This is a genomic window from Microbacterium cremeum (assembly GCF_015277855.1).
In the GTDB taxonomy this organism is placed as follows: Bacteria; Actinomycetota; Actinomycetes; order Actinomycetales; family Microbacteriaceae; genus Microbacterium; species Microbacterium cremeum.
In genome coordinates, this window is record NZ_CP063812.1 from 688,925 (window position 1) to 702,407 (window position 13,483).

General features: G+C 72.7%; 7 protein-coding genes. 4 read left to right on the plus strand and 3 right to left on the minus strand.

The genetic code is table 11. The features are described from left to right. The first annotated feature begins 13 nt into the window (after positions 1 to 13). Positions 14 to 1,879, plus strand: coding sequence for an SbcC/MukB-like Walker B domain-containing protein (locus tag IM778_RS17695; RefSeq protein ID WP_228484720.1), 1,866 nt, complete (start codon positions 14 to 16; stop codon positions 1,877 to 1,879). 31 nt (positions 1,880 to 1,910) lie between these two features. Here the strand turns inward: IM778_RS17695 and IM778_RS02995 are convergent, their stop codons facing one another. After that, positions 1,911 to 2,468 (minus strand): phosphorylase family protein, encoded by a 558-nt coding sequence (locus IM778_RS02995; protein WP_194410623.1) that lies wholly within the window; start codon positions 2,466 to 2,468, stop codon positions 1,911 to 1,913. A 133-nt stretch (positions 2,469 to 2,601) separates the two neighbouring features. Between IM778_RS02995 and IM778_RS03000 the strand changes: the two genes are divergently transcribed. Beyond that, the gene (locus tag IM778_RS03000) at positions 2,602 to 4,149 is read left to right on the plus strand and encodes an MFS transporter (protein WP_194410624.1); all 1,548 of its coding nucleotides are present in this window, start codon (positions 2,602 to 2,604) and stop codon (positions 4,147 to 4,149) included. Positions 4,150 to 4,920: 771 nt separating this feature from the next. Here IM778_RS03000 and IM778_RS03005 read toward each other — a convergent pair. Beyond that, entirely contained in the window at positions 4,921 to 6,411 is a 1,491-nt protein-coding gene (locus IM778_RS03005) for a lipase maturation factor family protein (RefSeq protein WP_194411697.1), read from the minus strand. A gap of 139 nt (positions 6,412 to 6,550) precedes the next feature. Here IM778_RS03005 and IM778_RS03010 point away from each other — a divergent pair, with 139 nt between their 5' ends. Then, the gene (locus IM778_RS03010; protein WP_194410625.1) at positions 6,551 to 7,129 is read left to right on the plus strand and encodes a hypothetical protein; all 579 of its coding nucleotides are present in this window, start codon (positions 6,551 to 6,553) and stop codon (positions 7,127 to 7,129) included. A 310-nt stretch (positions 7,130 to 7,439) separates the two neighbouring features. Here the strand turns inward: IM778_RS03010 and IM778_RS03015 are convergent, their stop codons facing one another. Continuing rightward, on the minus strand, positions 7,440 to 9,521 hold the full coding sequence (locus IM778_RS03015; RefSeq protein WP_194410626.1) for an NAD(+) synthase: 2,082 nt from the start codon (positions 9,519 to 9,521) through the stop codon (positions 7,440 to 7,442). A 122-nt stretch (positions 9,522 to 9,643) separates the two neighbouring features. Between IM778_RS03015 and IM778_RS03020 the strand changes: the two genes are divergently transcribed. Beyond that, positions 9,644 to 13,456, plus strand: coding sequence for an AAA domain-containing protein (locus tag IM778_RS03020; protein WP_194410627.1), 3,813 nt, complete (start codon positions 9,644 to 9,646; stop codon positions 13,454 to 13,456). Positions 13,457 to 13,483: the final 27 nt, after the last annotated feature.

The window sequence follows — 13,483 nt, forward strand, 5'->3', positions numbered from 1 at the left end:
CGGCGAGCTGGCGGTGTGGGCCGTCGCTGCGGCCAAGGAGGCCGAGCTCGCCGCTCGCGAGGGCGAACTCACCGCCGCGTCCGCCCGTGTCGGCGAGCTCGAGCGAGACATCGCCGCGCTCGACGCGCAGCGAGAGCACGTCCCCGGTGAACTCGCCCGGATCGACGCCGAACTGCAGCGCGTCCGCGACGACGCCGCCCGCGCCGACGATGCGCGGGAGCGGCGCGCCGGGCTCGCATCACGGCTGGATGCCGCGCGCGACGCCGAGGCGCTCGCCGCGGTGCTGCGTGAGGCCGAGACGGTGCATCGCGACGCCGCGGCAGCGGCCGCCGCCGCGGCCGCCGGCGTGGCCCGGCTGCTGCTGCAGCGGCGCCTCGACGGCTACGCAGGCGAGCTTGCGTCGACCCTCGTCGAGGGCGAGCCCTGCGCGGTGTGCGGGTCGCCCGAGCACCCCCATCCCGCCGAAGCCGCGGCCGAGCCGGTGACCGACGACGACCTCGCCGCCGCCGAGGCGCACCGCGACGAGACGATCGCGCACGAGCGAGCGGCGGCGGATGCCGCGCGAACGGCGCGCGAGCGCCATGCGACGGCCGCCGCCCGCGCCGGCGGCGACGGCGTGACAGCGCTCGAGGAGCAGCTCGCCGCCGCCGACGTGCAGGTCGCCGAGGCCACCGACGCCGTCGCACGCCGCGACGCGCTCACGGCGCAGCGCGACCAGCTCTCGGCACTCGACGCCGAGGCCGAGGCCGCGCGCACCGCCCTGGTCGACGCCGCGCACGAACAGCGCACGCGGGTCGCCGCGCTGGGTGCCGGCATCGAGGACTCGCGCGCCGCTGTCGCCGAGGCCCGCGGCTCGTTCGCGAGCGTCGCGGAACGGCTCGCCGAGGTCACCGCCGTGCGCGACGCCGCCCGCGCGTGCGCACAGGCGCGCGCCGAGGCGCAGCGGGCCGGCGCCGCTCTCGCCGAGGCGGTCGCCGACGCGGATGCGCGGCTGGCGGCATCCGTCTTCGACGACGCGTCGGATGCCGAGGCCGCCCTGCTCGGCCGGCACGAGGTCGACGAGCTCGCGGCACGCATCGCAGATCACGACGCCCAGCTCGCCGCCACTCGCGGCCGGCTGCTCGATCTCGAGCTCGAACTGGCGGGGACCCCCGACGAGCCGGTCGACATCGCCGCGTCGCGGGCGTCGCTCGAGGAGGCCGATGCGGCGCGCACCGCGGCGCTGGAGGCCGAGCGCGACGCCCGCCACCTCGCGACAGGTCTGCGCGACCTCGCCGTGCAGATCGACGCCGCCTACGCCGGCGTCGCGGCACGGGCCGCGGACGTCGCGGCTCTCACGCGGCTCGCCGACACCGTCGCCGGCCGCGCCCCGAACACCATGAAGATGGACCTCGAGACGTTCGTGCTCGCCGCCGAGCTCGAAGAGATCGTCGCCGCGGCCAACGTCCGCCTCGCCGACATGTCGTCCGGACGCTACCGGCTGCAGCACACCGACGCGCGCGCCGCGCGCGGCGCGGCATCGGGTCTCGGCCTGGAGGTCTTCGACGCGTATACGGGCCAGTCGCGCCCGGCGCAGTCGCTGTCGGGCGGCGAGACCTTCCTCGCCTCGCTCGCGCTCGCGCTCGGCCTCGCCGAGGTCGTCACCGCCCGTGCCGGCGGCGTGCGACTCGACACGCTGTTCATCGACGAGGGCTTCGGTTCGCTCGACGAAGAGACCCTCGAACTCGCGATGCGCACGCTCGACGAGCTGCGTGCCGGCGGGCGCACGGTGGGCGTCATCAGCCACGTCGCCGCCATGAAGGAGCAGCTCCCGGCTCAGCTGAGCGTCGAGGCCGCCGCGCATGGGCCGAGCGTGGTCCGGCAGTTCGCGGTCGTCTGAACCGGCGCGCCCGGGCGGGGCGCCGGCCTGCTCACACGCCGTAGTCGGCGCGGACGCGGTCGCGCAGCAGCCGGCTGCACGCGGCGACGGTGGCATGCCAGTCGGTGATCGCGCCGTCCTGTGCGCGATCCGACACCGCCTTGAGCACGCGGATCGGCACGCCGAACTGCTGTGCGACCCAGATGTACGCGTAGGTCTCCATGTCGACGAGCCCGGCACCGAGCGGCCGGATCACCTCGACGGCCTCGGCGTCGTCGACGAAGTGGTCGCCCGTCGCGATCGTCACGCCGTCGCGTTCGAGGTCGACGCGCGGCGGCAGCGACACGTGCTGGCCGACGATCCCGTCGATATCGGTCACGTCGTGCTGGATCGCCCCGTCGATCTCGTAGACGGATGCCTCGAGCAGGGGATCGATCGCTCCTGCCGTGCCGACCACGACGACCTCGTCGTACGGCGTGGCATCCAGCGCGCGGGTCAGCGCGTACGCGGCCTGCAGCTTGCCGGGCCCGGTGACCAGCCGGTCGAAACCCTCCAGCTCGAGGGGGAAGGCGACCAGCTCGCTCTCGAGCGCTGCAACGAGGAGTCTCACCCACCCATCATCTCCCGACTCGTCCTGAGCATGTTCCGAGAGGCCGTGCCCGCATCGCCTGCGGGAAGGCGAGCGGGCGTCGGATGCGGCCGGACCCGGCGCACCTGGCACGCGCAGGGCTAGCCTGGGCAGGATGCCCAAGCCTGATCCACAAGCGCCGGAGGTGACCGGCACGGCGCGCGCGGTGCCTTCGCACACCGCTGTCATCCCGCTGACCCACGGCGCGCGGTGGCGCGCGTTCTGGGTGTGCGTGTCGGTCGCCGCGATCACGATCCTCGACATGACGAAGGTCAATGTCGCTCTGCCCTCGATCGGCGAGGTGCTGGGGGCCGGGTCGACCGAGCTGCAGCTGGTCGTCTCGGGCTTCGTCCTGACGTTCGGCCTCGCGCTGGTCCCGAGCGGCCGCCTCGGAGATCAGCGCTCGCGCCGCACGCTCTTCATCGTCGGGCTCTCGCTCTACACCGCGACGAGCATCCTGTGCGCGCTCGCCCCCACCGCCGCCGTGCTGCTGGTCGGGCGGCTGCTGCAGGGCGTGGCCGCCGGCATCCAGATGCCCCAGGTGCTCGGCATGGCGCAGGAGCTGTTCCAGGGCAAGGAGCGCGGCCGGGCCTTCGGCCTGTTCGGCGCCACGATCGGCGTCGCCACGGCGTTCGGCCCCACGCTGGGCGGACTGCTCATCGCACTGGGCGGTCCGACCGACGGGTGGCGTCTCATCTTCTGGATGAACGTGCCGCTGTGCCTCGCGGCGATCGCGCTGGCGCTGTGGCTCCTGCCCGACACGCGCACGCGTTCTCGCCGCCCCGTGCAGCTCGATCCGGTCGGTCTGCTGCTGTTCGCGGCCAGCGTCGTGTCGCTCATGTGGCCGTTCCTCTTCACGACCGGCGCGCCGACCGACAACCCGGCGCGCTGGTGGCTCTTGGTGGCGTTCGCACTGTTCGTGTCGGCATTCATCGCGTGGGAGCGGCGCTACGCCTCGCGCGGGCGCAATCCGCTCGTGCCGCTGGCATTGTTCCGCATCGCGTCGTACCGCAACGGCACGCTGCTGCAGACGGCATACTTCACGGCGATGCCCGCGATGTTCCTGGTCACGACCCTGTTCCTGCAGATCGGGCTCGGCCTGCCGCCGGTCTATGCCGGCATGGTCTCGATCGGCTTCGCGCTCGCGAGCGCTGTCACGTCGTGGATCGGGGGCACGCTGGTCAGCCGTCACGGCCGGTCGGTCGTGGTGTGGGGACTGGTCGCGATGCTGACGAGCGTCGGCGGTCTCGTGCTCGCCGCCTTGTACACCGACCCCGCGTGGACCCCGTACGTGATGGCCGCGATCATGACCGTCGGCGGGGCCGGCGGCGGCCTCGTGATCGCCCCGAACCAGACGCTGACGCTCGCCGACATCCCCGTCAAGCAGGGCGGCGTCGCCGGGTCGGTCGGTCAGCTCGGTCAGCGGGTGGGCGCCGCGGTCGGCACGGCCGTCGCGCTGTCGCTGTTCTACGCCGCGATCTACCGTGAGTCCGGCACGCACGACGATCTCGTCGTGTATCACGACGCCTACGCGTTCGGGATGCTGTCGGTCGGCGTCTTCGTGGGGCTCGCGTTCATCGTGTCGATCGTGGATCTCACCGCCCGCCGCCGGGGCCGCCTCAGCATCGACCGCAGCGACGCGGCCGGCGCGCCCACCCCCTGACCCGCGGCGCCGTTTCCCGCCCGGCCTCGGTCCTCGGTCCTCGGTCTTCGGTCTTCGGTCTTCGGTCTTCGGTCTTCGGTCTTCGGTCCTCGGTCCTCGGTGCTCGGTGCTCGGTCCCCGGTCCCCGGTGCTCGGTCCCCGGTGCTCCGCAGTCACTTCTCGCGGCTGCGCGGGCCCCCGGATGCGCAGAATGTGACTGCGGAGCAGGAGTTTCGGCGCGCGGCCGGGGGCTCGGCGCCTGCGGCGCGGGACCCGCGGCGCGGTCCTGTCCCCGCTGGGACCAGGGACTCCGCAGTCACTTCTCGCAGCTCCTCGGGTCCCGGGATGCGCAGAATGTGACTGCGGAGCAGGAGTTTCGGCGCGCGGCCGGGGGCGCGGGGCCCGCGGCGCGGTCCTGTCCCCGCTGGGGCCCTAGGTTCCGCAGTCACTTCTCGCGGCTGCGCGGGTCCAGGGATGCGCAGAATGTGACTGCGGAGCAGCGGTGTCGCCGCACGCGGCCGGGGCGCCGGGTCGGCGCGCGGCCGGGGGCGGCGGGTCGGCGCGCGGGGCTGGGACCGGGGCGCCGACTCGCCGCGCGGGCCGCGGGCGAGGGCGGGGGTCCGCCGGGCGCTCGACAGCCCGGCAGACCCGCCCACGCTGACCTGGAAGGGGGCCGGGTCTGCGTGCCCATCAGGACCGGCGATGGCTGGGGACATCGACGATCCCACCTGAACGCTAGGGCGAACCGCCCGCGTGCGCGTCGTCGAATCTGCGTGATTCTGCGGTTCGCGGTCAGCGGTGCAGCGCGACCGGACCCAGCACCGGCCGGCGGCGGTCGCGGGCCCATCGTGCCCGGGTCGCGCGGAACTCGGCGCGCGTCGTGAACCGATAGCGGTACGACACCGCGCGCACCCACCGCGGCCGCTCGCCATGGAACGGGTCGTGGGCGAGCAGGCGCAGGGTCGCGGCATCCGCTTCCAGCAGCTTCACCAGGAACGCCGTGAACCACTCGTCGAGCGACCGGCCGAGCGGCAGGAACCACATCAGCCAGTCGAGGCGCAGGTGATACGGCGCGTATTGCCGCGGCATCCGGTGCACGTCGCCGGGCTTGCCCTTGAATCCGTACTCGTGCCACGTCGCGGCATCGGGATCCGCATCCATGGTGCCTTCCACGACGATCTCGATACGCACCTTCGTCACCGTGCCGAACGCGCCGTATGCGTTCGCCAGCTGCCAGCGGTTGAAGCTCGCGTTCATGAGCTGGCGTCGCGCGAAGAGGTTCTGCAGCGGAGCCCAGCTGAGCACCACGTACAGCACGCCCACCGCGCACGTGACGACGAGCCAGGGGAGCGGCATCCCGTCGATGATCCACGGTGCGCCGGCGGGCTCGGAGTCCGGTCGGTGCGCCGGCTGCAGGCCGGGGATGCCGATCGCCGAGAACGCCAGCACGACGGTGATCCAGTTGAGCCACGCGAAGTTGCCGGTGACCACGAGCCACAGCTGCGTCGCGATCACGATCGCCGCCGCCACCGCGCCGACGACCGCCGGCACCGGGCCGGGAATCCACAGGCCGAGCAGCGGAGCGAATAGGAACCACGGCACCACCAGCTGCGCGAAGTGGTTGCCGACCACCTCGATCTTGTGGAACCAGCCGGGGAGCAGATGCGCCTGGCGGCTCAGCGGGCCGGGCATCGGCTGCGTCTCGTGGTGGTACATGAGCGCGGTGAGGTCGCGCCACTCCCGTCCGCCGCGGATCTTGATCATGCCCGCACCGAACTCCAGGCGCAACACGAGCCACCAGAAGAGGACGACGACGACCGTCGCCGGCGGCTGGTCGTCCGAGCCGAGGAACGCCGCGAGGAAACCCGCCTCCAGGAGCAGCATCTCCCACCCGAAGCCGTAGAAGGTCTGGCCGACGCTCGTGATCGACATGTATCCCAGCCACAGCGCGAGAAAGCACAGCATCGGCACCCACGGCGGACCGAGTTGCGGGATGCCGCACACCAGCGCCGCCGCGATCACGATGCCCGCGATGCACAGCGCGACGAGGCGGCGGTCGGTGTACCGCACGTACCGGAACAGCGTCGGACGGAGGAGCCGGCCCGTTCGGGCCGACGAGCGGGCCCACTCGAGCAGCTCGGGCGCCGGGAGCATGCCGCGTTCCCCGAGGAGCGGGCGGAACTGGTTCAGGGTCGACACGAACGCCACGACGAACAGCGCGGCTATGCCCCGCTGCAGCACCTGCCGCGCGAACTCGAAGTCGACCGCTGCGAAGCCGTCCACCGCCACATCCTCCCACCCCGTCGTCGGCGCGCGAACGGTCTTGACAGGCGCTGCGGCCACACCCGGCGCGCGCTCTTCCTCGATCGCGCGGCCTTCGCCAGGATGGAGGTGCGGGGCGGCCGCGGAAGAGGTGGGGATCATGGAATCGGTGCTTCTCGACACTCCGGAGGGGATCACGGCGCGGCTCGGCTGGGACCCCAAGCTGAGCGAGCACGACCGCAAGCGCATGCTCGCGAAAGAGATCGTGTCGGCGCGGCTCGGCATCGACCCGAAAGAGCTCCGGGTCGAGCGCGAGGCGCCGCGCACGTTCGGGTTCCACACGCAGCTGTTCGCCGAGGTCGACGGCGAGGAGGTGCCGCTGAGGATCCGCAACGTCAGCTTCCGCGCCGCGACCGTCGTGGCGGTGGCCGATCCGGCGGTGCCCCTCGGACTCGACTTGCGCGACGCGCACCCCGACGAGTCGGAGCTGAACCACATGAGGCGGCATTCGCACCTGCTCGAGGAGCACGACCTGAGCAAGTTGCTCGCGCACTGGACGCGCGTGCAGGCCGTGCGCGACGCCGACGGGCGCGGCGCGCGCGTCGCCGCCGACCACGTGCGCTTGAACAGCCCTCTCACGAAGGGTTGGATCCCCGACCGCCGCGTGCAGTACGACCTCACCGATCTGTCGCGCGACGGCTGGATCATCACGCTCGCGTACGGGGCGACGCCCGCCTGACGGTTCCCTCGCGCGCGCCGGGGGACGGATGCCGGGGCCTCCTGTGTCTGCGAAATCACCTGTTCTCGCGTGTGCAGGATGATTCCGGCCTCGAACGTCCTGCGTCCGTCAGATCACCTGTTTTCGCAGAAGGGAGCGCGCGCCGGGGACCCGACGCCGGGGTCTCCTGCGTCCGCCAGATCACCTGTTTTCGCAAAGGCGAGCGCGCGCCGGGGACCCGATGCCGGGGCCTCCTGCCTCCGCCAGATCACCTGTTTTCGCAAAGCGAGCGCGCGAGGGGACGGATGCCGCGAGCCGCGGCATCCGGAAGTCACTCCTCGACGAGCTCGGGGAGGGCGGCCTTGAGTTCGGCGATCCACGCGCGGGCGTTGCCGTCCGACGGCGCGCGCCAGTCGCCGCGCGGCGACAGTGAGCCCGCGGGAGACACCTTCGGCCCGTTCGGGATCGCGGAGCGCTTGAACTGGGCGAACGCGAAGTAGCGCTGCAGGAACACCTGCAGCCACTTCGCGACGGTCGGTAGGTCGTACGCGTAGCGGTCGTCGTCGGGGAATCCGGGAGGCCAGGCCCCGGCATCCTTGTCCCCCCACGCGTGCGAAGCGAGGTACGCGATCTTCGAGGGCCGGAACCCGTAGCGCAGGATGTGGAACAGCGCGAAGTCGTGCAGGGCGTACGGTCCGATGCGGTCCTCGGTGGACTGGATCCTGCCGTCCTGCCCCGCCGGCACCAGCTCGGGCGAGATCTCGGTGTCGAGCACCGACTGCAGCACCTCGGCCTCGGCGTCGTCGACGCCCTCGCGGTGCGCGATCACCCAGCGGATGACGTGCTGGATGAGCGTCTTGGGCACGCCGGCGTTGACGGCGTAGTGGCTCATGTGGTCGCCGACCCCGTAGGTCGCCCAGCCGAGAGCGAGCTCCGACAGATCGGACGTGCCGATCACCATGCCGCCGTTGTGATTGGCGAGGCGGAAGAGGTAGTCGGTGCGCAGACCGGCCTGCACGTTCTCGAACGTGACATCGTGCACCGGCTCGCCGTCGGCGAACGGGTGGCCGAGACGCTCGAGCATCTCGGTCGCCGCCGGGCGGATGTCGATCGTCTCGATCGACGCGCCGACCGACTCGGCGAGGGCGATCGCGTTGGACTTGGTGTGCTCGCTGGTGGCGAAGCCGGGCATCGTGTACGCGAGGATGTCGCGACGCGGGCGGCCCATACGGTCCATGGCGCGCGCGACCACGAGCAGCGCATGCGTCGAGTCGAGCCCGCCGCTCAGGCCGATGACCGGCTTCGGATCGCCGATCGCGCGCATGCGCTGCACGAGCCCCGACACCTGGATGTTGAAGGCCTCGTAGCAGTCCTGTGCGAGGCGCTGCGGGTCGTCGGGTACGAACGGGAACCGGTCGAGCGCGCGGCGCAGGCCCACGTCGGCCGACGGCGGGTCGAGCTCGAAGTGCACCGTGCGGAACGCGCCCGGGCCGAGCTCGGTGGCGCCGTGGATCGCCTCGGTGCGCCGGTTGTCGTCGAACGTCCCCTGACGCAGGCGGTCCTGGCGCAGGCGGTCGAGGTCGACATCGGCCACCGAACGGCGCGGGCCGTCGGGGAAGCGCTCGGTCTCGGCGAGCAGGTTGCCGCCCTCGTAGATCATCGTCTGGCCGTCCCACGACACGTCGTTCGTGGACTCGCCCGTGCCCGCCGCGGCGTACGCGTACGCCGCGAGGCATCGCAGCGACTGCGACTGGCAGAGATCCTTGCGGTCCTCGGCGCGCGCGATCGTGATGGGGCTGCCGCTGAGGTTGAGCAGCACCGTGGCACCCGCGAGCGCCGCGCGCGACGACGGCGGGATGGGCACCCACACGTCCTCGCAGACCTCGGCGTGCACCACGAGACCGGGGACGTCGAGCGCCTCGAATACGAGGTCGGGACCGAAGGGCGCTTCGAGCTCGCCGACGCGGATGTACTCCCCGGCCTGGTCGTCGCCGGGCGCATACCAGCGGCGCTCGTAGAACTCGCGGTACGTCGGCAGGTACGACTTGGGCACGACGCCGAGCAGTTCGCCGCGGTGGATGACGACGGCGCAGTTGTAGAGGCGATTGCGGTGGCGCAGCGGCGCACCGACCACGAGCATCGGGAAGAGATCGACGGATGCCTCGACCAGCCGTTCGACGGCGGCCACGACGGCGTCGATCACGGGGTCCTGCATCACGAGGTCGTCGATCGCGTAACCGGTGAGGCAGAGCTCGGGGAACACGGCGACGGCGACCGCCTCGGCGTCGCAGTTCTGTGCGGTCTCGAGCACCGCGTCGGCGTTGGCGGCGGGGTCTGCGACCGAGACCGGGATCGTGCAGGCCGCGACGCGGGCGAACCCGTGGCGGTACGCGCTCTCGAACGGCAGGCTCATGCGCTCCAGTCTGGCAGGTGGTGTCCGCCTCGTCCCCGCTTTCGGACCGCGCAGCGCGGTGCTCCCGCAGCGGGGCGGGGGTGTCGGATGCCGCGGCTAGGGTCGAAGGAGAAGGGCAGGGCATGCGATACATCGAGGACGAAGGCCGGATCGTCTGGAGCGCGAGCGACCTCAAGGCCGCCGCGGAATGCGAGTTCGCATGGCTGCGTGCGATCGATGCGCGCCTCGGACGCGTCGCCGCGGTCGAGGAACCTGAAGACCTCACGCTCGAGCGCGCCGGCCGGCTCGGCACCGTGCACGAGCGACGCGTGCTCGCCGACTACGTCGAGCGGTTCGGCGACCGCGTGGTGCAGATCCCCGAGGTGCGGTCGTCGGATGCCGCGGCCCTCGCCGATGCGGTGGCGATGACGAACGCCGCCCTCGCGTCGGACGCCGAGGTCGTCTACCAGGCCGCCTTCTCGACCCCCGACTTCGTGGGATTCGCCGACTTCCTCGTGCGCGACGCTCCGACCGGCTCGGGCGACCCGGGTGCCCGGCCGTGGGTCGTGCAAGACACCAAGCTCGCGCGGCGCGCCCGCGTGACCGCGCTCATGCAGCTGGCGGCGTACGTCGATCAGCTCGACCGGCTGCACGTGCCGCGCGCGGACCGGGTCGAACTGCTCCTGGGCGACGGCAGCGTCAGCGTGCACGAAGTCGCCGACCTGCTGCCGGTGTTCGGGTTGCGCCGGGAGCGGCTCGCCGCGCTCATCGCCGACCGCCGCCTCGACCTGGGTGCCGCGGGCGAGCCCATCGCGTGGGGCGATCCCCGGGGCGAGCTCGGCGTCATGGCGTGCGGGCGCTGCGCGACGTGCGACGCCGAGGTCGTGGCATCCCGCGATCTGCTGCTCGTCGCAGGCATGCGCCCGGTGCAGCGCGAGAGGCTGCGCGCCGCCGGCATCAAGACGATCGAGCAGCTCGCCGAGGCGGGGCTCCCGCGGCCGGGAGGGCTGGATGCGGCGGCGGGCGGACCTGTCGGGGGGACCACGGCTCCGGCCGGGATGAATCCCGACGTGTTCGCGTCGCTGCGCACGCAGGCGCGGCTGCAGCTCGAGAGCCCGGCGGGCACCCCGCCGCTCTTCCCGCCGAAGCCGTCGCCGAGCGCGGCCCCCGAGCTCGCCCTCGCGCGGAGCCACGCCGAGACCGCGGTCGTGGCCGGCGGCCTGGCCCCGGGCCCGGCCCCGGCGTCCGCGGTGCTCGAGACGCCGGTCGCCGAGGCGCCGCCGGTGCCCGTGTTCGAGGTCGTGGCGCCCACGGCCCTGGGCGCGCTGCCCCGGCCCGACCATGGCGACCTGTTCTTCGACTTCGAGGGCGATCCGCTGCACACCGAGCCGCCGGCGCCGGGCGAGCCCACCCAGTGGGGCATCGACTACCTGTTCGGCTGGGTCGACAGTCAGGAGCGGTACACCGCGCTGTGGGCGCACTCCTTCGCCGACGAGAAGCGCGCGCTCGAGACCTTCCTCGACATCGTGAGCCTGCGCCGTCAGCAGTTCCCCGGCATGCACATCTACCACTACGCGCCGTACGAGCCGACCCACCTGCTCGCGATGGCCGCGCGCCACGGCGTGCGCGAGACCGACGTCGACCGCCTGTTGCGCGACGGCGTGTTCGTCGACCTCTACCCGATCGTCCGGCGGGCCCTGCGCGTCGGATCGCGGTCCTACTCGATCAAGAAGCTCGAGCCGCTCTACATGGGCGACGAGGTGCGCACCAGCGACGTGCAGAAGGGCGACGACTCGATCGTCCGCTACGTCGAGGCCCGCGCGATCCGCGACGACGGCGACGCCGCGGGCGCCCAGCTGATCCTCGACGACCTGGCCGACTACAACCGTTACGACTGCGTCTCGACGCGCCGGCTGCGCGACTGGCTGGTCGACCGCGCGCGCGAGGCGGATCTGCGCCCTTCGCCCAACCCCGAGCCCGACGAGCAGGCGTACGAGCCGTCGGCCCGCGCGACCGTCCTCGACTCGCTCGCGCTCCAGCACCCGGAGGACTCGATCGCGGCGCGTGCGCTGCGTCTGGGCGCTGCGGCGATCGACTACTACCCGCGCGAGGGCAAGTCGTTCTGGGCGACGCATTTCCTGCGGCTGCGCGAACCCGTGTCGCTGTGGGAAGAGACCCGTGACGTCATGGTGACCGATCCCGCGCGCAGCCGCGTCCGCGAGGACTGGCACTTCGCCGAAAGCGGCCGCGGGGGCGAGCGACGCATCGTCGAGCTGCGGGGTGAGCTCGCACCCGGCACCCGGCTGAGCGAGGGCACCACCCCGTTCGCCCTCTACGAGCTGCCTGCCCCGTATTCGTTCGAGGCGTCGCCGCGCTGGATCCACTCCTACCGCTCGGTCACGGTGCTCGAAGTGCTCGACGACGGCGCGGTGATCGAAGAGACCGCCGTGGACGGAGAGACGTGGTCGCGGCTCCCGCTCGCCCTCACGCCGCCGGCCCCGCCGCGCGCCGGCAACCAGCAGGCTGCCATCGACGCGTGGGCCGACGCCGTGATCGACGCCGCGCCGCAGCTGCCGGCCGACCCCGCGACCGACATCCTCTGCCGGCGTACGCCGCGGATGCTCCGCCGGGGCGACGACCACGGTCAGGCGCCGCAGCCCGGCGCCGGACAGCTGCCCCCCGGCGATGGCGGCGACCTCGTCGACGCCATCGCACGCGCGGTCCGCGACCTCGATCGCAGCTACCTCGCCGTGCAGGGGCCTCCCGGCACCGGCAAGACCTACGTCGGGTCCCACGTCATCGCGAAGCTCGTGCGCGAGCACGGCTACAAGGTCGGGGTCGTGGCGCAGGGCCACGCCACCGTGGAGCATCTGCTGGAGAGGGTGATCGCGTCCGGCGTTCCGGCCGCTCAGGTCGGCAAGGCGCCGAAGGATCCCGCGGCACCGCACTCCTTCACGGTTCTCCCCAAGAACGGCGTCGCCGCGTTCACCGCCGAGCACGAGGCGTCCGGATACGTCCTGGGCGGCACGGCGTGGGACTTCAGCCACGAGGGTCGTGTCCCGCGGGGCAGCCTCGACCTGCTCGTCGTCGACGAGGCCGGGCAGTTCTCGCTGGCGTCGACGATCGCCGTCTCGCTCGCGGCGCCGAGGCTCCTGCTGCTCGGCGATCCGCAGCAGCTGCCGCAGGTGAGCCAGGGGACGCACCCGGCGCCCGTCGACACCTCCGCGCTGGGGTGGGTCATGGACGGCGCCGACGTCATCCCGCCCGAGCTCGGCTACTTCCTGGCTCAGACGCGCCGCATGCGGCCCGAAGTCGCCGCGCCGGTGTCGATGCTGTCGTACCGGGGCGAGCTCGAGGCGCACGCGTGCACGCGGCTGCGCCGGATCGACGGCATCCGCCCCGGTCTCGTGCCCGTCCCGCTGCGGCACCACGGCAACGCGACGCAGTCGCTCGAAGAGGCCGCCGAGGTGGCGCGGCTGGTCACCGACCTCATCGGCCGCGAGTGGACGGAACCTGCGCCCACGCCGCCCGACGCCGGCGGCGCCTCGGAACGTGTGGCCCCGCCAGAGGCGGCGGCCGACGACTCTGCCGCGATCCTGTCGTCGCGGCCGCTGGAGCAGCGCGACCTCATCGTCGTGACCCCGTACAACGCGCAGCAGGTGGCCGTGGAGGCGGCGCTCGCGGCCGCCGGCTTCCCGGACGTTCCCGTCGGCACGGTCGACAAGTTCCAGGGCAAGGAGGCCGCCGTCGCGATCGTCTCGCTGGCCGCGTCGAGCGGACGCGACGCGCCGCGGGGCCTGGAGTTCCTGCTGCTGCGCAATCGGCTCAACGTCGCGATTTCGCGCGCCATGCACACGGCGTACGTCGTGTACTCGCCGGGGCTGCTCGACGACCTGCCGCACACGCCCGAAGGGGTCGCACGGCTGAGCGGCTTCGCACGTCTCGTGGGCCGCTGACACGCGCAGACGCGAGCGCCGGTCGCC